Raw genomic sequence first — 19,970 nt, forward strand, 5'->3', positions numbered from 1 at the left:
CAGCTGAGTAACTGAGGAAAAAAGCTGACTATTCAATCAGTCATGCTAGTAGATACAAGCCACTCGATTACACGATCAATATTTCTTGAAGACAGAACTATTTTGATTGGGCCCATTGGAGACTCGTCATCATGCTCACATATTGCAACATTGTTTGCAAAGGCCGCCTGCTTGTTCAGATAAAACCAAGTAGAGTTTCCCTCCAGGTTATCATTTAGTATTCGATAGTAGATTTTCTTGGTGTTGTGGTTTTGGATTGATTCATGGATTTTTGCAAGCGATTCCATTTCTCCAGATTTTGCAGCAAGTGAGTATTTTGTAGTCTTGATTTCCACTCCATCCAAAACATTGGATACTGCTTGCTCTACTTTTTGTGGATCCTCTGATGGATTTATCTCGCATAATGCCTCTATTTTGCACTCTACCAGTGGAATCATGCAAGCCATTTTGTTATGGTCTGGTATGCCATATCGATTAGCTGCTCAATGGATAAGTTGTTGTTAGAAATGGTCTCATCAGCTAGTGCAATTGATGCAGAGATTCCAACGCCTATCTCTCGTGTGTCACGTTCATTGAACATGTCTCTGTTTTGAGGATCATCGGATCTGTGCCTAACAGAAAGAAAGGAATAACGAGTATCAGTTGATGCATGAATTGCCAATAGTTTTACTGTGGCGATTTTTTTGAGCACCTCGATTTCAGCATTGGAACGTACTCCATCAATCACCACTACATCTGATGGAGATTTGGTAATGTCATCTTTGATTAATTCTGCCACTGCTCCCTGTCCGTTTTTTTCTCGCAGCTCCAGCATTAGTTTACCCAAGTTTTGTCCTGTTGGTTCCAAGTTACGTCTTTTTGCTTCAGCTCGTACTGCATCACCCATGTTTATGCTAGAGAATCCCTTTTTTTGCAGGCCGGATGCTATTGTGGATTTTCCAGCTCCAGGCATTCCGGTAAGACAGACGATTAGCTTTGGCATTTGTTTGTGTTTTTTTGTGCCTGCAAATGAAGTTACCGCAAGCCATTAAAAAGACAAAAACGCCATATCGTAGATGCGAACATTTGTTGCAGTAGAGATAACTGATAGTACGGTTTTGGATTCAATCAAAAAATTACAAGGCGAGATCAAAGTTGCTGCAAAACCAGTTGAGACTCACAATATGCACTTTACGTTATTGTTTTTGGGTGAGATCACGCAAGATGTGGCAAAAAAAGTTCAGGCCCAACTGGATGGCATAAAATTTTCATCATTTGATGTTGGGTTTGTCGGCGTTGGTGCATTTCCAAAACCAAAATTTCCCCGCGTAATTTGGATTGGTCTAGACCAGGGTGGTGAAAAGCTAGTCGAGCTTGCCAAAATAGTAGAGCAAAAGCTAGCCCCACTTGGATTCAAAAGCGACAAGCCCTTCAAGCCGCATGCTACGATATTTAGAATCAAGGACAAGTCAGGTGATATCACAGACCAAATCTCAAAGTATAACAATGTAAAATTTGGCACCCAGCGAGTCTCTGCAATAAAATTCAAGCAAAGCGTTCTTACACCTAGCGGCCCAATCTATTCTGATATAGGAGTGATCAACATACAATGAACCAGATTCTCAAGCAGGCAACAAAATACACCATACCATCAGAAAAGGCCCAAAAGCTAAAGGACGCAATAGTAGAGCAGACAATCAAGCTGGTACAAAAAGAGGCAACAAAGTACTCCCAGGTATCTGGATTAGAAGTGGTCGGCTCTTATGCAAAGGGAACATGGCTGCCCCAAAGAGCAGACATTGATGTATTTGTTAAATTCCAGACCAGTACACCAGAAAAAGAATTTGTAGAGATTGGCAAAAAAATTGGATTTGCGGCACTAAAGGACTTTGAGCCCTATGTTAGATATGCAGAGCATCCCTTCGTAGAGGCGCAAATTAAGGACACCAAGGTAAATGTGGTTCCTTGCTATGATGTGCAGGAAGGCCAATGGAAAAGCTCGGCAGACAGGTCTCCGTTTCACACAAAATTCATGATAAATGCACTATCTGGCATGATGAAAAACGAGGTAAGGCTGCTCAAGGCATTCCTAAAAGCAAACGACATCTATGGTGCAGAGATTGCAAAGCAGGGATTCTCTGGCTATGTGGCAGAGGTACTGGTTCTGAACTTTGGCTCGTTTGAAAATGTCCTGAGAGAGATTTCTCAGCTAAAGGCAGGCCAAGTAATCGGCAAGGCAGCAAAGGAATTTGATAGTAAAATAGTGATAATGGATCCAATTGATGCAAACAGAAATCTTGGAGCGGCAATCTCTACTGAAAACATTGGCAGGTTTGTTTTATCAGCCAGAGCATTTCTGAGAAAACCATCAATTTCGTTTTTCACATCAAAGAAAAAGACTACAAAATTAGATACAAAAAACGTCCTAGTCATATCATTTAGGTACAAGCCACGCAGCCCTGACATAATTTGGGGCCAAGTAAAACGGGCGGCAACATCTATCTCAACTCAGATGAACCAGGCAGGATTTACAGTACTGAAAAGATCAGCTACCATAACCACAGACACTGCCGCGTTGTTGTTCTTGCTGCAATCAAAGGAGCTTGACAAATATCAAACCAGAATGGGCCCAGAGTTTTTTGTCTCAGAGCATGTAGAAAAATTCATTGGCGCCAACAAGAAAAAAAGCCTTGCAATGTGGGTAAACGATGATGGAAAGGTTTGCTCTATGCAAAAAAGGCAAAACACAGATGCCAAAATATTCCTAAAGAAGCTAATCCAAAACAATATTGAAAAATCCGGTGTTCCCGCAGGCCTAAAGTCCGAGATAAAAAAATTCAAGATAGCAAGTGCAAATGCAGCTAAAGGCAAATCCATTAAAGAGGCTGCACGGGACTTGGTCTCAACGGATGAGACAATTTTTTCCACTTAGAGATCTAAGCAAAGAACCACACAATACCATACTGGGTTATCCTAGGGCAACAAAATCACAAATTCAGACTAGAGTCAAGGAGCTAAAAAAGCTCGGAATAGATGGAATAATCTTTGAGGGTCCAATGATCATAAACAAGATCTGTGTTTTGGGGAAAGGCTACACAGGTGTTGTCGTACTAGCAAAGCTAGGCACAAAAAAGGTAGCACTAAAGATTCGACGGACCGATTCACCAAGACCTGACATGAAAGGCGAAACCATACTATTACAGACAGCAAACAAGGCAGGCGCAGGCCCCAAATTGATTGCCAGTAGCAAGAATTTTTTGGTAATGGAATATTTGGATGGTGCAAAGATCTATGACTGGATCAAAGATCTAAAAGGCAAAGGAAGTACAGCCTCTCTAAAAAATACAATACGCAAGGTTCTCACTGATTGTTATAGATTGGATTCAGCTGGAATTGATCATGGTGAGCTGAGCAACATCACAAAACATGTTATTGTTGGCAAAAAAATCACATTGATTGATTTTGAGAGCTCTAGTCTTGAGAGAAAGGTTTCTAATGTTACATCTGCATGCCAAGCAATTTTGATTGGTTCTGGTATTGCAAAAATGGTAAATAGAATCTACAAGCTTCCACCAAAGCAAAAGATCATCACAGTACTAAGAAAATACAAAGAACTTCGAACCCAGAAAAGCTTTGATGATGTGCTTGAGGCACTCAAGCTAACTTGATAGCATTAAACCATCTAAGAAAGGATCGCAAGCTAGCAAAAATAATTGATCGAGTTGGAGAGTTCAATCTCTCTTTGACAAAAAACCCATACCAATCCCTAGTTGAGGCAATCATTACGCAACAGCTGTCTGGCAAAGCAGCTGACTCTATTTCCACAAGATTTCGTGCAATTTACGGCAGATTTCCAAAGCCAGCTGATGTCATGGAAACATCAGATGCCAAGCTCCGCAAAGCTGGATTATCCTACATGAAGGTATCATACATCAAGGATCTCTCAAAAAAAGTAGAATCAAAAGAGATCAGACTAGCCTACATGAAAAATCTCACAGACGAAGAAATCATTGTGCAATTAACACAGGTAAAGGGAATTGGTAGATGGACTGCAGAGATGTTTTTGATATTCTCACTTGGCAGGCTGGATGTTTTGCCGGTAGGGGATCTGGGCTTGAAAAAAGGCATCCAAAAACTGTATTCGCTGGAGGAATTACCAGAAAAGGAGCAAATGGAGCGCATTGCGGAAAAATGGAAGCCGTACCGAAGCGTGGCTACGTGGTATTTGTGGCGAAGCCTCGATGAATCAATAGAATGATTTTTTATTAAAAACCAGATTAGTGATGTGATTGCAAATTCTGTTTTTCCTACTGGTTATAGTATCTATTGTAACTGTAACATCTGTACATTCTGCAAGTGCCGAAGAAATCCCAAACTGGATTAAAAGCAAAATAAAACTCTGGACTCTGGATAAGGTAGAGGATTCCGCGTTTGTGGATTCACTAGTCGAGCTGAACAAGCGAGATCTGATAAAATTCCAAAAGATAAAGGCCGTTCAAAACACATACACCTTACCAAAATACGATGAGACTGTTTTCATCAAGATTGTAGGTCGAAGCAGTGATGTAGGCCAAACCAGTGCAGTTTCCCTAATTGTGACAGACCCAGATGGCATCAGAACAGAATATACGATTCCAGTTTTGGAGAGTGGATCATATTCCACATCGATTCCATTAAACCATGACTCACCTACCGGTACCTATGAGGTCACGGCATATCATGCAGGAAATGAATTATCTCCATACTATTTTCATGTGCAAAAAAATTCCATCATTCCATCCTGGATGAAGGTGGCTGCTAAATGGTGGAGTGAAGGAAAAATATCAGATGTAGAATTTCTCTCAGGTATACAATATTTGATTGACAAAAAGATCCTAGTACTAGATGTGGTAAATATATCCAAAATAGATCCAGGCCTTGATGTTACTATTCATGGCCAAAAGGCAGTAAGGCGAGGCACAACACAAAACCTGGACATTCATGTGGAAAACTTTGAGGGAATGGTAAATGGCGCCACAGTATTTGTGCGAGTCGAGGATTATGGGGAAAACATCCTAAAAGAGTTCAAGGGCGAGACTGATTCCAATGGGGATTACTCTATATCGTGGGAGCTGAGCGCAGATTACACCGACATTGAAACCTTTTTGGTATATGTGGATGTCACAGACGGCATATCATCCAAGACCAAAATATTTGCATTTGAAGTGTATTGTCTTTGTGGCGAGCCAAACTGTAAATGCAGAAACTAAAACAGGCATCCAAGGCTTAAGGTCAATTACGGCGGTATTTTGACGACAACCTCAAACGCCTATGATAGGTATGATTCCCAAGATATTATCCAGTATGCTGTTCAGATTGGACGCACTCGGTAGAAAGTTGAAATTTTTACAAAAAATGGGGCCGGTGAGATTTGAACTCACGATCTCTAGCACCCCAGGCTAGCATCTTAACCAAGCTGGACTACGGCCCCTAAGAAGCCACACAAAACGTGAAATAATTAAATCGTAGGATCACCAAAATCACTCCATGAAGATCTGCTCTATTTGCCACAAGATTTCTGGCACAAACGATGATCACACAAACTGCAAAGAAAAGCTGCGAATCGAGCTAGAAGCAGAGGATTTCAAAAAAAGCATTCCAGAAAAACTAGACATTATGAAAAATCCAGACGATATTTCGTCTGATCTCAAGGCACTGATGGGCCACATGAGCAGAGAGAAAAAGGAATCATAGCCATTTTTCGATTCGCTCTTTTTCGAACTCTTCCTTTTCTATCATATGGATGGCAGCAGGCTCATCTAGTCTTGTAATAGGATCAGGATTTGCAAACATGTCCACATAGACATAGCCTGCAGTGTTGCCTATTTCCACAAAGCATCCACCTTTGCCATCAAAAATGGAATTGTTCTGCTCTCGCTTTATCTGAGATATGATATCACGAGCAACTGCAACTCCCTGGCCTTCCGCAAAAATTCCCGCCTTTGGAACAGCTATTTTGTCAGTTACCATCATTGTGGTGACATCTCCAATTGCGTATACCGAGTCAACCCCTGTCTTGCAGTTTCGCTTTACCGGTATGTATCCACCTTCTTGTGCCAAGCCACATTCATACACTACTTTTGGTGCCTTGTGTGGAGGTATGGCAATCAATACATCAAAGGATACAGTATTGCCGTCCTCGAATTTTAGCTTGCCTTTTTCCACAGATGTGGTTTTGCGATTTCCATGGAATCGAATTTTTTCTTGTTCCAGCATTTGCAATAGTTGCTTGCTTACCTCTGGTCCTGCCGCAGGCAATGTTATGGGTGCAGGACTGTAAAAGTCAATTTCAATATCATTTCGTACTTTTTGCTCCTTTAGCATCGAATCAATAATCAGTGCAGCCTCAAATGGGGCTGGTGGGCACTTGTAAGGCATCCCGGTTATGACAAATGCCAGCTTGCCTGATTTCATGTCTAAGATTTTTTGCCGAATTTTTGGCCCATGCTCCAAATCATACAGGATATAGCCATTTTCCAATAATCCGGAAATCTTTTCTGGAGCAAACTCGACGCCCATTGCTATTATTAGATAATCATATGAAAATTCCCTGCTCTGCGTTTTTACTCGCCTTCTGCTAGGATCAATTTGTATGACTGCTTCATTGACAAACTCTATTCCCTTCTTTGATATGGCATGCAGGGATCTTTTGGAATTCTCAAATGTTCTAGTTCCCTTTATGATCCAAAGCTTGACCAAATCCATCATGAAATAGTCTTTTTTGTCTATTATGGTAATTTTGGCATCAGGTAGATTGGACCGCAATTCATTGGCAGCTGCCAGCCCACCAAAACCCCCACCTAAAATTAGAATCTGTTTCATCTATCGTTCTTGTGTTGTGGGTCTGATCAAAATTTCGTTGACATTCATGTGTGGTGGCGAGTCTACTGCAAAGAGTATAGCATTTGCAATGTCTTCTGCCTGTAGTGCGACCATTTTCTTGGTGGCCTCTACAAATCCTTTCAACGATTCATCAGTAATGGTGTCGTTTAGTTCCGTTGCAACAACTCCTGGCTCGATGCTTGTAACACGTATGTTTGAGCGAACGCTGAATTCCTGTCGCAGTCCTTCAGAGAAGGCGGCCACTGCGTGTTTTGTAGCACAGTAAACCGAACCTGCAGGAAAGACAATTCTTCCGGCAACCGATGAAATGTTTACGATATGGCCGGATTTTTTGGCATTCAGGTGTGGAATCACAGCCCCAGTACAATACAAGACTCCCTTGATGTTGACATCAATCATTTGATCCCATTCAGCCACTTTCAAATTTTTAAAAAAGCTCAGCGGCATTAATCCCGCATTATTTACCAAAATATCTACGGTTCCCCATTTTTTTATGACAGCATCCACAAACGAATCACATTCCGATTTTTTCGTAACGTCAAGCTTTTGCATAAAGACCTCGCCGCCAATTTTCTCAATTTTTTCCTTGACGGATTCTAATTTGTCCATTCTTCTGGCACCAATTGCAACTTTGGCGCCCGCCTTGGATAGTGCAAGTGCTGTTGCCTCACCTATTCCGCTTGATGCACCAGTAATGATTACAATTTTACCATTCAGCATGATATGGTTCCTTTGTATGATTGCTTTATGTTTTTAGTTTTTTAGAGTTTATTAGCAGAATCATACAACGCAAAAATCATTGAAGAAAGTAAATTGTGCATATTGTGGAAACGAAACTGATCTACCATTTGAGTGCAATTATTGCAGAGACGAGTTTTGCTCAGAGCACAGACTGCCAGAAGAGCATAGGTGTGTGAAATTAAGCTCGATTCGCGCAAAGCGGTTTGGCGAAAAAAAAGTAATCAGGCAGAAAAAGGGATTTTTCAGTAAACTCTTTGGAAAATAGCTAGTAAATTGATCGTCCTGGCTTGATTTTGGCTATTTTTGCCTGATATAGCAAGGCAACAGCTAGTGCAAACAACACCAATGCAGTCAGCCAGTGAGCAGTAATCAAAGTAAGATATGCTATCCCAAACCCAATAGATACAATGGCTTGAGAGAAAAGCTTCATCCAGTTTGCAAGTTTTATGACTCGAAATACCATCTCTACTAAGAATAGCGCTGCCACCGGATAGATAGTCAGCAATACAAAGTCAATTACATCAATTCCCTCAATGTGCGACATTATTCTTGGACGGTAATTTTGACTGCGATGTTTTTTGCAATTAGTGCCTGTGCGTTCTCGTTGGGTATGGTTGCGATTTCCTCTGTCTTGTATGGCCCATATTTGGTATAGTCCGCGCCTACAAACTGATCAAAGTCCTTTAGGAATCTAACCGGAATTGGCTTTACCTTGTGCTTTTTTGATACAGATTCGAGTAGTTTGGTTCTACCATTTATGGTAGCAGACAAAATCATCTCTTTTCGCTCCTGCTGGTCCTGCAGTGATTCAATGATGTATTTTTCCTCATCAAGCAGGTTGGTCAGCTCCATTCCACCATGGCTCACCTTGCTGATTCTGGTCTTCAACAATAGTGAAACAATTTGGGTAATCATTTCTGTCAGCTTGTTTTTTATCTTGTTTTCAATTCCATCATATGATTCGCTTTTTAGTTTTCCAAGATATTCAGCTAGACCAAGATAAAACTGCGGATCAATTTCTTGGACGAGATCATTTTCAATTTCTCTGATTAGAGTCGAGTACAACGAGTTTAGATCAATTTTTTTTGTTTCTGACATGAGACACCTTAAGCCTTAAATCCAAGGCTTATCCGATTTAAGTCTGAAGGAACAAACTTGCCATATAAAGTAACGCACGGCGACACAACACAAATCAAATATTCTCCAGATGAAGTCTTTGCAAAAATAAAACACGAAAACATTCGCTTTATTGATTTACAATTTTCCAGCCTAGTTGGCAGATACCACCACACCACGATTTCTGCTGATACATTTACGCCAGACCAAATGATGGACGGCCTGCCAAAGTTAGACGGCTCATCCATTGTTGGATTTACCAGTGTTGATGATTCGGATTTGGTCCTCAAGCCAGACCCAAACACGTTTGCTATTATTCCATGGGTGACAGAGAAAAAGACCGCAAGATTGATCTGCGATGTTTATTGGGGTAGGGGCAGAGGAAGACTAGAGCGAGACCCAAGGGCAATTGCACAAAAAGCAGAAGAATATCTGAAAACCCAAGGCTTTGATTTCAGTTATTGGGGCCCAGAAGTCGAGTTTTTCGTCTTTGACAAGGTCCAATGGGATGTCCTAACCCCATACAAGGGCCAATCTTATTCAATAGAATCAAAGGAAGCGCCATGGAGCCAGGAAGGAACCGGCTATCCAATGGGACTCCAAGAAGGCTATTACCCATCCACACCATCTGATACACTAACCGAGTTTAGAAACGAATGTGTCGATGTACTGAACGGCCATTTCGGTATTCTTTGTGATAACCATCACCACGAAGTAGCTACTGCAGGCCAGTGTGAAATAGACATCAAGTATGATTTTCTAACAAATGCCGCAGACGGTGCGCAGACCTACAAGTATGTTGTAAAAAACTTGGCGCAAAAGTTCGGCAAAGTAGCTACAATGATGCCAAAGCCCATCTCCATGGATGCAGGTTCTGGCATGCACACAAACGTCAGTTTGTGGAAGAACAACAAAAACGCATTTTACGATAAGGAATCCAAGGATGAAATCAGCCAGCTGGGTAGATATTTCTGCGGTGGAATTCTGAGCCACGCAAGAGCACTCTGTGCCATAACAAATCCAACAACCAACTCTTATCACAGATTGGTCCCAGGCTATGAAGCACCTGTATACATTGCATGGAGTCCAAGTAACAGATCAGCAGCAATTCGAGTACCAGAGCATTTCCGAGGCGAAAAATATTCCTACCTAAAGCGATTTGAATACAGAGCACCAGACCCATCATCCAATCCATATTTGGTCTTCTCTGCAGTTCTGGCCGCAGGCCTTGATGGTATAAAAAAGAAGACAGACCCAGGCGATCCAGTGCTTGAGAACATTTACCACATGACAAAAGAAGAGCGCACAAAGCGCGGAATCAAGACGGTCCCAGCAAATCTCGGTGAGGCACTAGATGAATTAGAAAGTGACCGCAAGTTCCTCAATCCAATTTACTCTAATGAGGTAATTGACAAGATCATAGAAATTGGCAGAAAGGATCACAGAGAGATATCAATTCGTCCACATCCGCACGAGTTTTATCTTTACTTTGATGTCTAGGCTAATGGTCTGCCAGTAAGCTGCAAAATATAATACACAGATATCGCAAGCAGTCCAAATCCTATTCCGATGTAAAATCCCCGTTTTTTATCAGAGGTTGCCGCCTTGTACACCATTATTGCTCCGGCAAGTCCGACAAACAAAATGATCACACCGTATATGGTAAAGTCAAGTGTTCCCCCCTGGATGAATGGATAGAAAACGCCAGAGAGTAATGCAAAGAACGCTACTAGGTATACGTATTTGACAGATGTGAGAATCTTGGTTGCGCCACTCAACGGTTTTTTTAAAAATTCTTGGGAAATAAACGTTTGATGGAATTACATGTCCATGCCCATGTCGCCCATGCCACCCATTCCTGGCATGCCACCCATACCGCCCATTCCTCCCATTCCAGGCATTCCGCCCATGCCACCCATGTCTCCTCCTGGAGGTCCGGCAGATTTTGCGACAGAGATAACATCATCAATTCTTAATAGCATACATGCAGCCTCGGTTGCAGCAGATACTATTTGGTTTTTGACAGAGAGGGGCTCGATGATTTCGCTTGTCTTCATGTTGCCAACTCGTCCCTTCATTACATCAACTCCGGTCCATTTCTCGCCCTTGAGTTGTTTTGATCGTAAATTGGTTAGTGTGTCAATTGGGTCCATTCCAGCATTCTCCGATAGTGTCAATGGAATTACTTCTAAGGAGTCTGCGAATTTCTCTACTGCTAATTGTTCTCGTCCTTCCAGGGATTTTGCCCAATTGCGCAGTCTTGTTGCAGCAAATGTCTCTGGTGCGCCACCGCCTGCCACGATTAGTGGGTTTTCCATGACATCCTTTACTACCATTAATGCGTCGTGAACTGATCTGTCTACTTCATCAACTACTCGTTGTGAGCCGCCTCGGAGCAATAGTGTAACAGATTTTGGGTTCTTGCATCCTTCAACAAAGACCCATCTGTCTTCCTCAATTTTGCGCTCTTCTACTAGTTGCGCAGTACCAAGGTCTTTTTCATATAGATCATCAAGGTTTGTGATTATTCTAGCACCAGTTGCCTTTGCAAGTTTTGTCATGTCAGATTCCTTAACACGTCTTACTGCCATGATTCCAGCTCGCGCCAAATAGTGCTGTGCCATGTCGTCAATTCCTTTTTGACACAGCAAGAGATTTGCACCAGAGCCGATTACTTTGTCAACCATGTTTTTGAGCATTCTGTTTTCCTCATCCAAAAATGTCTTCATTTGTTGAGGATTTGAGATGTTGATTTTTGCATCAAATTCTGTCTTGTCTATTTCTAATGCGTTATTGATTAGCGCAATTTTTGCATCTGTAATTTTCTTTGGCATTCCTCCATGGATTACCTCCTTGTCAAGCACGATTCCCTCAACTAGTACGCAGTCCTTCATTGAGCCTCCGGCCTTTTTCTCGACCTTTACGTCGTCCTGGTCTATGGTGAATTTGCCCGAATCCTTTTCGGCAACAGCAATTACTGCTTTAACGATTAGTTCTGCCAAGTGATCAGATTCTTTTCTTACTAGTTTGGTCTGCATTGAGGTCTTGGCTATTTTCATTAGGATTGATTTGTCATTGGCGCTTACCTCTTCTGCAATTTCCTTTAGGAATTGGATGACTTTTTTCTGTGCCTTGCGATATCCATCAACTATTATGGTTGGGTGAACATCTTGGTTAATCAGAGATTCTGCATTTTCTAATAGTGCACCTGCCAGAACTACTGCAGATGTGGTTCCATCGCCTACTTCATTGTCTGTTGTCTTGGATATTTCGACTAGCATTTTTGCTGCTGGGTGCTGCACATCAATTTCCTTTAGGATTGTAGCACCGTCGTTTGTAATGGTAACATCGCCTAATGAGTCAACTAGCATTTTGTCCATACCTCTTGGGCCTAGACTGGAGTGAACTATTTCTGCGATAATTTTGGCTGCCGCTATGTTATTTTTTTGGGCCTCGCGACCTTTGTTTTCAGTCGAGCCTTCTTTTAGTAAAACTATAGGTAGATTTCCTTTTGGTATTTGTCCGCTCATGTCGATCGTGAATCCAATTTTTCCCTTTTTATACCTTCTTTGCAAAACATAATCCCGGAAAGATGATCGCTATTTTGCCCCGAATTCAATCGCTGTTTTTAAATTGGGACAGAAACTGCCAAAATCATGGCAAAGTCTGCAACCAAGGCTTCCTACAAAAAAATTCTCTCAGATCTGCAAGAGCACAACAAGTGGTTTGAAAATTCCATTCCATTGATCGCAAGCGAAAATGTGCCTAGCCCTGCAGTAAAGGAGGCATTGCTTTCGGATTTTGGTAATCGTTATGCCGAGGGCTGGCCAGGCGAGCGCGTCTATGCAGGCTGCGTATACATCGATAAAGTAGAGATTGAATGCATGAATTTGGCAAAAAAACTCTACAAGGCAAAGTTTGCAGATGTCAGACCCATTTCTGGTGTTGTAGCTAATTTGGCAGTTTATTCCGCATTTACAAATCCAGGCGATGTAATGATTGCACCATCAATTCCTGCAGGCGGTCACATTTCTCATGGTAAAAAGGAGCATTCCGGAACTGCCGGTCTGGTTCACGGACTGGATATCGAATTTTATCCATTTGATGCTGATGAGATGACCATAGATGTGGACAAGACAAAGGCAAAGGTAGAGGAGCTCAAAGCAGCAAACCGACTACCAAAGATGGCAATGTTTGGCGGCTCGCTCTTTTTGTTCCCACACCCAGTAAAGGAGCTATCTGATTTTCTCAAAGGGTATAACATTCACATCAATTATGATGCGGCACATGTTGCTGGCTTGATTGCTGGTGGACAGTTCCAAGACCCATTACGGGAGGGAGCCGACACCATGACTATGAGTACGCACAAGACACTCTTTGGTCCGCAGGGAGGCCTAGTCCTTGGAAGAGAAGAGCATGCAGAGCCAATCAAAAAGGCAACTTTCCCAGGTCTGACATCTAGTCATCACATTCATCATATGGCGGCAAAGGCAATTGCATTTGCAGAGGCCCTAGAGTTTGGCAAGCAGTACGCAAAGGATGTCATAAAAAACGCAAAGGCATTAGCTGATGCACTGTCTGATGCAGGATTCAAGGTCTTGGGAGAAAAGCGAGGCTATACCAAATCACACCAAATTGCAGTAAATGTTTTGGATTATTCCGATGGCGGTAAAGTAGAAGCTGATCTAGAAAAAGCAAACATCATTGTAAACAGACAATTAATTCCAGGCGACATCAAGGCAGGCCGTAACTATTTCCACCCAGGCGGAATCAGACTTGGAGTATCAGAGCTAACCAGACTAGGCATGAAAAGCGCAGAAATGAAAGAGATTGCCGGCTACATCAAGAATATAGTCATTGAGAAAAAGGATCCAAAAAAGCTAGCAGCCAAGGTCAAGTCATTTAGAAAGGACTATCAAAAAGTGCACTATTGTTTTGATAACAAACTTGGTGCCTACGAATACGTAAAGCTGCGCTAGTTATAGTCAGTCAGTAATAGCTGATCGCCACTTCGCTTTCCAAACACCAAATTGATCTCATCTTCTAGTGTACCTATTCTTCCCTTGAGGTATGGTCCAACATCGTATTTTTCGACCAGTCGTTTTGCCAATCTGAGATATTTCTCAATTGACGGACGAGTGATGGTTTGAATCAGATTATTGCCGCAAATGCAGTGTTGAAGTAATGGAGGCCTTCGGTATTTTCTGCCACAAGAGGTGCATCGGAATTTTTGCCTGCCATATGCCCTAAGGTTTCCAATTATGTCTGGCACCAAATGAGTGGTGATTACATTTGTAACAATTTCTGTAGTGTCTACTGCAGAGATTAATTCGGCATTTCTAATTTGCATATCAAATTTGTCCAACATCGAGCCCAGCGTGGAATAGGCACTTCGGGATCGTGATGTGGTAAGCGTTGTGGTGGTGTGGGTAAAATGATAGTCATGGAACTGGCCCTCCGTTTCCAGTCGGGATTTTATGATTTCAACGCTCTTTACTTCTGATGCCTTTTTTGCAGAGATGGTATCCTCAAAGAATTCCAGTGGTAGTTTTTTTGTCACCTCAAAGTTGTGCGCTTGTGGTTGGGATTCGTGTGGTAGTACGATAGGTTGAACCAAAAGCGGTGCATCCATCAGTCCGCCGATCTTATCGGACAAAAACTGCCTTGAGAAATTAAGCAGCGCATCCATCAGCAGCATTATAGAATCAGCATCACCATCTGCATCACGCCTTTTTGCAGAGTGCCAGTTTGGCGTTCCATAACACACATGGGTTTCTGTATATCCAATGATTCTGCCTACTATGCCTACCGAAGTGTGTGGTGCTAGGCCAATTATCAAATGGCCAATCAGATCCTCGTTGTTTTTTACATTATAGAATGAGGATTTGCCATAAAATTTCACCAATTCTGTATCGATGTACTTGCATGTCTGAACCAAGTATCTGCCGCTCTCGTGGGGAATGATCACATCCTGCATTTTGATTTCAACTGTCTGGTCTGCTGAGATCAATGGCTTTCCATCAATATCTGTGGTATAGCCAAGCTCATGCAGTTTTGGAATTGGTGTGCCAATCCATGCAGGCTTGAAGTGAGTTAGTGGTGAATTTGTAGCATCAAATCGCACGGTTCCATCCTTGAATACTGTTAGGTCCATGCTTTGTCTTATGAGTCCCTTTTCGAGTGGTTCTGCAATTCTGTCTTGGTTGATCAGCTCCATCACACCCTTGAATGGCTCCTGTACCCGGACGCCGATTTTTTCCTGTGCCGCAATTATTCTTTCTTTTAGTGGAAAAGGCTTGAAGGAGTGTGTCGGTATCTTTTTTTTGCATTTTTGGCAAAACGGTGAGTCAAGCGTTGATCTGCATAATGGGCAGGTATGCTCTATGATGGTTCGCTGGCCGCATTTTTGACAGTTTATGCTAACTGATGGTAGATCACAGTTTTTGCAGATTCGATTGTAAATGTTGCAGTAAAATCCAGAGCCATTACTTGCCTTTAGCAGATCGCGTGTTGCCCCACCCTTATCCCCAATTGGAAATAATGTGTGTACTGGCGGCTTCATAAGTCGGGCAGCTGCTTTTTCGGGCCTGCCAATTCTTACTCCAACCGATGTGGAAAATTTTGGCCGAATTCTGATGCCAGTTGCCTTGGTCAGAATTTGTGGAACCGAATCTGTCGGGTCTGGAGTAATTGGATTTGAGAATAGCATCTGGTAGAAAATGTCTGCCTCCATTTCTTTGAGTATGACAGATTCTTCCATCATTTCGTGCGGGACGCCTATTTTTTCCAGAATTGCCTTGCATTCCTTGGAATAGATGATAGTCTCGTCTTCTATTTTGAGTGGTTTTAGCAATAATTCGAGCTCAGTTGGCGTGATCTGCTCCCAGTAAAAGAGGTATTTTGGGTGTAGTGGAATTTGGAAGTTTAATGATATTTCTAATGCTTCTTCCAGGGTAGGTATTTTGTTTAAAAATTCTACAAGTTCGGCCTTTGCCTCGTATTGTTGGATCTTTTGCGTCAGCTCCTCCAGCCAAAATTCCTCCACATATCCAGACGGAATCAGTTGCGCATTATTTTCCAAAAAGTCCCCAAATGAGATCAAAATATCACCAAGGTACAAAATCTGCTGAATATCGCCCTTGATTCTTATGCCTTGTTCTACTGTTTGGATTTTTACCACGTTGCCATTTTTTAACCGAACAATTGGCGTGTCTATCGAGTCAACAAATGCCACTGTTGCGCCCTTTCCAGGAATGTCGATTTTAATCTGGGTGCCTACTGCTATGGTATGGTTTAGGATTTCAGCCACTATGGGGTGAATCCCTACTGAGGCAAAGCCAGTGTTGCAAGCCCTACCATACCTGAGCCGAAACCCACCAATCTTGTTTGGCAATGATAAGACAGACCTTCCGGCAATGACTTCCTTGAGTCGTTTTGCCGCAGAATCTCCCTCTTCTCCTTTTTGGACCGCTCCCTTTAGCTCGCCAAGCCAATCCCAGCCATCCAATCCATACAGGTCGATTCGCTTCAATAGTTTTTTTGCGCGCCCAATCAGGCCGTCATTTAGTACACGCAAGGCACCACCGCGGACCCTATCGGTCTTGATTCTTGCCATGTTTTTGTGGTTGACCACCTCATTTGGATCGGTATCCACACCATCCAGCTCTACTGGCAGATTAGAGATCACAGTTATGATGTCTTGATCCAAAACATGATACTGAAAGCTGCCAACATCCCGCTCATATACACGCAATTCCTCTACAAACCTGCCTGTTTCATCATCAAAGGCATTTGCCTGGTATTTTCCAAGGCCTACCGCCTGCCTGACATGGTCCGCAATCAACATCGTAACTGCAGATTCCGTTCCGCCGGCCGATCGCATCGGACCTGCAATGGAAACCGAGAGATAGTCGGTTCCATCCCTGTTCTTTTTTATTGTAACACTAGAGATTCCTTGGAGTGGGGCAATTGTGACGCCTTCTGTTACTATGGCAAGACCTACTCGTACGGCATTGTCTAGTCTTTGCTCTAGGGTAAAGTCCTCAGGCAGGTATTTGCCCGTGGCTATGCTTTTTGATAGGTCTAGTGCCGCAAGCTCCTTTCCCTTGGTCTTTAATAGTTCCCTTAAGGGCTCGGCAATGTCGATGTCGTGCATCTTTGCCACACGGTCCGCCAGATCAAAGGCTATCTTTGGCTCTACAATTCCTGAGGAATCAACCAGAGTGGATTTTGCCTCGGCTGCATGCTCAAAGATTTGGTAGGCTTTCTCTGATATTTGAGAATAATATTCAAGGTAATCACTAGGCATTGGAACCCCTCTAATTCGAGAGATTGCCGCATTTTCCGACATGTTATTTCTTTAGATTCTTGATACTATTTGCTATTTCGCCTAGCTTCTTGAGGCTGCCCTTTTCCTTTTCTAACATGGTTCCTATAACTAGGGCATCGGCTCCCGCCTTGACCAGCTCGGTTGCCGTTTTGGAATCGCGAATGCCACCACCCACTATGATAAAGCCCTTGAAGAGCTTGCGAACAGTCGCTACCATTTGTGGTCGGACGCTCTCCTTTGCCCCAGATCCTGCCTCCAAATAGACAAATCTCATGCCCAAAAACTGGGCGGCAAGGCAATAGGCAGCTGCTATGTTTGGCTTGTCAAATGGAATGCCTTTGGCAGCCCCGACAAACCAGGCAGTTGTTCCCTCACCAATTATGATATAGGCAGTCGGTAGTGGTTCCAGACCAAATTTGAGCACGTTTGGGGCGCCCAACGCCTGTGCCTGAGTGATATAGTAAGGATTCTCCGAGTTCATCAGCGAGCTGAACAAGATGGCGTCAGCTGATGGAACAACGCCGGTAACGTTTCCTGGAAACAAAATAATTGGAATTTTTATTGATTTTTTTAGACTTTTTACAACCTGTGCCATCTCTAACTGGTCTACTGCAGACGAGCCCCCAACCAATATGGCCGAGGCGCCAATCTTTTCTACCTCCCTTGCCAGTTTGATGGATTCTTTTATCTTTGATACCTCGGAATCAATCAACACAAACAATAATGCACCCTTTTTCTTGCGCGTCGCCTGTAGGTATTGCTCTACTTTACCCATGTCTCTGGTTTGAACCAATTGTTTTAAAGTTTAATTGATATGGTGGTATACAGATCTGTATAGCTATGGCAGAGAATGTGGATTCTAATTTTAACAATATTATCAAGCAAATTATCAAAAAATCTCTGTTTACAGAGAGACAAATTCAAATTATTCTAAATAGGAAAAACCTCTCCGAGTTTGATTTTGGCATTAGTAAAGGCGCCTATTTCCGCCAAGTGAACCAGTCCCGCGACAAACTAATGGGTCTATTTTATTCAATCATCCTGCTTCGTGGATTAGGAATACTACTTCCAGATGACATTGATGTGATATCTAGGCTCGCAGAACAGGTTTCTGTGATAAAAGATAGTGATGTTTTCCCAGAAAGAGAGGAACAAGTGACGAATGTTATTGATAAATTGGTTCGTCAAGCGTGTGGAATGTGACGAATCACGACTTTTTCTCATATTGGTTTTGTAATGTTGTGATTGTACATGATGTCTTGGTTGACGTAAAGTGTGAAATTATGTTGGCCAATCACAATAAATCACAACGATCAGGCTAATTTAGTGATGTTAGTGGAGATTCCCGACCCTCAGGTCATAGCATATGTGATAGTTGCATTCGCAGTCGGGATATTTGGTATGATGATTTATGGTAAAATCAAGGCACTTTCGGCTCAAAAAACCTCGGATCCTGCCTATTTGTCACGCCTGGAATACTATGAAAGACAGTTAATTGACATGAAAATACGCATGGATGCACTAGATTTAGAGGAAAAAGAGTCCGAAGAGCAGGTTTTGGAGCGAGTTGAGACTGTCTTGGAGAAAAAGGCACAACCCCAAGTCCAAAAAGAGCCAGAAGAGTCTAAAATCGAGCCTGCCAAGCCCGTTTCCAAGCCTAGAATGCCCAATATGGACTTCAACGGCGTAGCAGAACACGTCTTGGGATTAATCACAACCCGTGAAATGACGTCACGTGACATCCAAATCACAATAGGAAGGAGTCGAGAGCATACCTCAAGGTTGATGAAGAGACTCTTTGAGCAAGGCTTTGTCCAAAGGAATAACAAGACTAAACCCTTTACCTACCAGATCACAGAGAAGGGTAAGGCCAAGCTTGGCAACCAAGAACAACCCATTACGGCCTAAGTTTTAGAAAAGACAACAACGAATATAATTTGATATTTTCATTAGTATAAGCTAATAAAAATACCACTTTGGGTAGATCCTTCCTTTTCTTATGTAAATTTCTATATAATTTAGTTATTAGAGAAATATTTAATATCTTAATTTCTTAATCTATAATGATGCTTACAGCAAATGATGATCTAGTCAAGATCACGGCCGTTGGGACCATCTCCATACCAAAACAGTTTCGCAAGTATTTAGGAATCCAAAAAGGTGATTATGTTAAAGTCAGCCTTCAAGGAGATTCACTAATACTAAAGCGAGTGACTATCTCCTAGTCGGTCTTTTGAGGAATTTTGGCTATCTGGTAAACCCAGGCTTTGCCCTGACGGAGGCGGTCTATTCTGCCTTTGGTGTTAAATCTAGCCAAATAGGTCGAAATTACGCTCAGTTTTACCGGTTCGTTGTATTCATCCTCGTATTTTTCCAGTATCTCATTTGAGGTAAAGTTGCCCATTGGGAAGTATTTGTCTACAATATGCCAGACTTTGGCGCCCACCGAGTCTAGTTGAGGTGCAGTCTCCTGATCCTCTATATTCATGAGGTTCATCAACTCAAAGATCTTGATTACCTTGTCCCGGGTTATGTTGCCCTCGATGTTGAAGTTGTATTTAGCTCCATCCGAGTCTTCAAGGTCTATTCGAATCCTTTTCTTTGCCATTGTGATCGATCGTGTTAACTGGTTAACAAATGAACGGATCCGATCATCTTTGTTAACTTGGAGTGTTGTGAACGTTGACTGCCTAGCCCACGCCTAGCCCAAATTCACATGTTAACAGATACACCCCCACATTAAGCTAGGAAATGCTCAATTTCCACGCCTGGAGTGGAAATGAAGGGGTCTATTCTGGCTCGTTAACAGTGTTAATGGCAATCTTCACGCCTGGACTCGAAATAAGGGGGTCAAAATTGCCTATTTTTGGTCCATTCTTCACATCAAGTTAACTGGTTGTGAATTTCCCACACACCTTCATTT

At 42.4% G+C, this 19,970-nt stretch carries 23 protein-coding genes and 1 tRNA gene; 12 read left to right on the forward strand and 12 right to left on the reverse strand.

Translation table 11 applies throughout. The annotated features are described in order from the left end of the window. Window positions 1–32 precede the first annotated feature (32 nt). Window positions 33–437: an RNA-binding domain-containing protein gene (locus SU86_RS09145; protein ID WP_048188914.1), complete on the reverse strand. Its 405-nt coding sequence runs from the start codon at window positions 435–437 to the stop codon at window positions 33–35. Then, complete coding sequence (locus SU86_RS09150; RefSeq protein WP_048188915.1) at window positions 434–982, reverse strand: AAA family ATPase; 549 nt, start codon at window positions 980–982, stop codon at window positions 434–436. The genes SU86_RS09145 and SU86_RS09150 overlap by 4 nt, the downstream gene beginning before the upstream one ends. Before the next feature lie 73 nt (window positions 983–1,055). Here SU86_RS09150 and thpR point away from each other — a divergent pair, with 73 nt between their 5' ends. Genes thpR through SU86_RS09175 form a run of 5 tightly spaced genes read left to right on the forward strand, consistent with a single transcriptional unit; the run spans window position 1,056 to window position 5,228 of the window. Next, window positions 1,056–1,592, forward strand: coding sequence for an RNA 2',3'-cyclic phosphodiesterase (gene thpR, locus SU86_RS09155; RefSeq protein ID WP_048188916.1), 537 nt, complete (start codon window positions 1,056–1,058; stop codon window positions 1,590–1,592). Further along, entirely contained in the window at window positions 1,589–2,911 is a 1,323-nt protein-coding gene (gene cca, locus SU86_RS09160) for a CCA tRNA nucleotidyltransferase (RefSeq protein WP_048188917.1), read from the forward strand. Before thpR ends, cca begins: the two co-directional genes overlap by 4 nt. Next, window positions 2,889–3,647, forward strand: a complete 759-nt coding sequence (locus SU86_RS09165; protein ID WP_048188918.1) for a serine/threonine protein kinase — start codon at window positions 2,889–2,891, stop codon at window positions 3,645–3,647. Before cca ends, SU86_RS09165 begins: the two co-directional genes overlap by 23 nt. Next, entirely contained in the window at window positions 3,644–4,237 is a 594-nt protein-coding gene (locus SU86_RS09170) for a DNA-3-methyladenine glycosylase family protein (RefSeq protein ID WP_048188920.1), read from the forward strand. The genes SU86_RS09165 and SU86_RS09170 overlap by 4 nt, the downstream gene beginning before the upstream one ends. Before the next feature lie 31 nt (window positions 4,238–4,268). Continuing rightward, a complete protein-coding gene (locus SU86_RS09175) occupies window positions 4,269–5,228 on the forward strand; it encodes a hypothetical protein (RefSeq protein WP_048188922.1) in 960 nt (319 codons plus the stop codon). A gap of 146 nt (window positions 5,229–5,374) precedes the next feature. Here SU86_RS09175 and SU86_RS09180 read toward each other — a convergent pair. Continuing rightward, window positions 5,375–5,449: transfer RNA gene (locus tag SU86_RS09180), tRNA-Pro, on the reverse strand. Between the two features lie 56 nt (window positions 5,450–5,505). On the opposite strand from SU86_RS09180, the gene SU86_RS09185 reads away from it, so the two are divergent. Next, on the forward strand, window positions 5,506–5,712 hold the full coding sequence (locus SU86_RS09185; RefSeq protein WP_048188924.1) for a hypothetical protein: 207 nt from the start codon (window positions 5,506–5,508) through the stop codon (window positions 5,710–5,712). Here the strand turns inward: SU86_RS09185 and SU86_RS09190 are convergent. Both SU86_RS09190 and SU86_RS09195 read right to left on the reverse strand, forming a co-directional pair. Beyond that, window positions 5,707–6,840, reverse strand: a complete 1,134-nt coding sequence (locus SU86_RS09190; RefSeq protein ID WP_048188925.1) for an NAD(P)/FAD-dependent oxidoreductase — start codon at window positions 6,838–6,840, stop codon at window positions 5,707–5,709. The genes SU86_RS09185 and SU86_RS09190 overlap by 6 nt on opposite strands. Then, on the reverse strand, window positions 6,841–7,581 hold the full coding sequence (locus SU86_RS09195) for an SDR family oxidoreductase (RefSeq protein WP_048188930.1): 741 nt from the start codon (window positions 7,579–7,581) through the stop codon (window positions 6,841–6,843). Between the two features lie 79 nt (window positions 7,582–7,660). Between SU86_RS09195 and SU86_RS09200 the strand changes: the two genes are divergently transcribed. Continuing rightward, a complete protein-coding gene (locus tag SU86_RS09200; protein ID WP_048188933.1) occupies window positions 7,661–7,867 on the forward strand; it encodes an AN1-type zinc finger domain-containing protein in 207 nt (68 codons plus the stop codon). Here SU86_RS09200 and SU86_RS09205 read toward each other — a convergent pair whose 3' ends face one another. Then, window positions 7,868–8,146: a hypothetical protein gene (locus tag SU86_RS09205; RefSeq protein WP_048188935.1), complete on the reverse strand. Its 279-nt coding sequence runs from the start codon at window positions 8,144–8,146 to the stop codon at window positions 7,868–7,870. Further along, the gene (locus SU86_RS09210; protein ID WP_048188936.1) at window positions 8,146–8,700 is read right to left on the reverse strand and encodes a DNA replication complex subunit Gins51; all 555 of its coding nucleotides are present in this window, start codon (window positions 8,698–8,700) and stop codon (window positions 8,146–8,148) included. Before SU86_RS09210 ends, SU86_RS09205 begins: the two co-directional genes overlap by 1 nt. A 57-nt stretch (window positions 8,701–8,757) precedes the next feature. Here SU86_RS09210 and glnA point away from each other — a divergent pair, with 57 nt between their 5' ends. Then, window positions 8,758–10,218, forward strand: coding sequence for a type I glutamate--ammonia ligase (gene glnA / locus SU86_RS09215; protein WP_048188938.1), 1,461 nt, complete (start codon window positions 8,758–8,760; stop codon window positions 10,216–10,218). On the opposite strand, the gene SU86_RS09220 is transcribed toward glnA, so the two are convergent. Together SU86_RS09220 and thsB are read right to left on the reverse strand one after the other, a co-directional pair. Beyond that, the gene (locus tag SU86_RS09220; RefSeq protein ID WP_048188940.1) at window positions 10,215–10,496 is read right to left on the reverse strand and encodes a hypothetical protein; all 282 of its coding nucleotides are present in this window, start codon (window positions 10,494–10,496) and stop codon (window positions 10,215–10,217) included. The genes glnA and SU86_RS09220 overlap by 4 nt on opposite strands. 42 nt (window positions 10,497–10,538) lie before the next feature. Next, on the reverse strand, window positions 10,539–12,248 hold the full coding sequence (gene thsB, locus SU86_RS09225) for a thermosome subunit beta (RefSeq protein WP_048189488.1): 1,710 nt from the start codon (window positions 12,246–12,248) through the stop codon (window positions 10,539–10,541). A gap of 126 nt (window positions 12,249–12,374) precedes the next feature. On the opposite strand from thsB, the gene SU86_RS09230 reads away from it, so the two are divergent. Next, window positions 12,375–13,697, forward strand: coding sequence for a serine hydroxymethyltransferase (locus SU86_RS09230; protein WP_048188941.1), 1,323 nt, complete (start codon window positions 12,375–12,377; stop codon window positions 13,695–13,697). Here the strand turns inward: SU86_RS09230 and SU86_RS09235 are convergent. Beyond that, a complete protein-coding gene (locus tag SU86_RS09235) occupies window positions 13,694–17,068 on the reverse strand; it encodes a DNA polymerase II large subunit (RefSeq protein ID WP_048188942.1) in 3,375 nt (1,124 codons plus the stop codon). The two genes, SU86_RS09230 and SU86_RS09235, sit on opposite strands and share 4 nt — an antisense overlap. A gap of 1 nt (window position 17,069) precedes the next feature. Next, window positions 17,070–17,822, reverse strand: a complete 753-nt coding sequence (locus tag SU86_RS09240) for a phosphoglycerol geranylgeranyltransferase (RefSeq protein WP_048189490.1) — start codon at window positions 17,820–17,822, stop codon at window positions 17,070–17,072. Between the two features lie 65 nt (window positions 17,823–17,887). Between SU86_RS09240 and SU86_RS09245 the strand changes: the two genes are divergently transcribed. From SU86_RS09245 to SU86_RS09255, 3 genes are all read left to right on the forward strand, one after another. Continuing rightward, window positions 17,888–18,250 carry a hypothetical protein gene (locus SU86_RS09245; protein WP_048188943.1) on the forward strand — a complete coding sequence of 121 codons (363 nt, stop codon included), beginning with the start codon at window positions 17,888–17,890 and terminating at the stop codon, window positions 18,248–18,250. 126 nt (window positions 18,251–18,376) lie between these two features. Then, window positions 18,377–18,955: a winged helix DNA-binding protein gene (locus tag SU86_RS09250; RefSeq protein ID WP_048188944.1), complete on the forward strand. Its 579-nt coding sequence runs from the start codon at window positions 18,377–18,379 to the stop codon at window positions 18,953–18,955. Between the two features lie 158 nt (window positions 18,956–19,113). Next, window positions 19,114–19,272 (forward strand): AbrB/MazE/SpoVT family DNA-binding domain-containing protein, encoded by a 159-nt coding sequence (locus SU86_RS09255; protein WP_320408983.1) that lies wholly within the window; start codon window positions 19,114–19,116, stop codon window positions 19,270–19,272. Here SU86_RS09255 and SU86_RS09260 read toward each other — a convergent pair. Then, window positions 19,269–19,655: a hypothetical protein gene (locus SU86_RS09260; RefSeq protein ID WP_048188947.1), complete on the reverse strand. Its 387-nt coding sequence runs from the start codon at window positions 19,653–19,655 to the stop codon at window positions 19,269–19,271. The two genes, SU86_RS09255 and SU86_RS09260, sit on opposite strands and share 4 nt — an antisense overlap. Window positions 19,656–19,970: the final 315 nt, after the last annotated feature.

This window comes from Candidatus Nitrosotenuis cloacae (assembly GCF_000955905.1).
GTDB lineage: Archaea > Thermoproteota > Nitrososphaeria > Nitrososphaerales > Nitrosopumilaceae > Nitrosotenuis > Nitrosotenuis cloacae.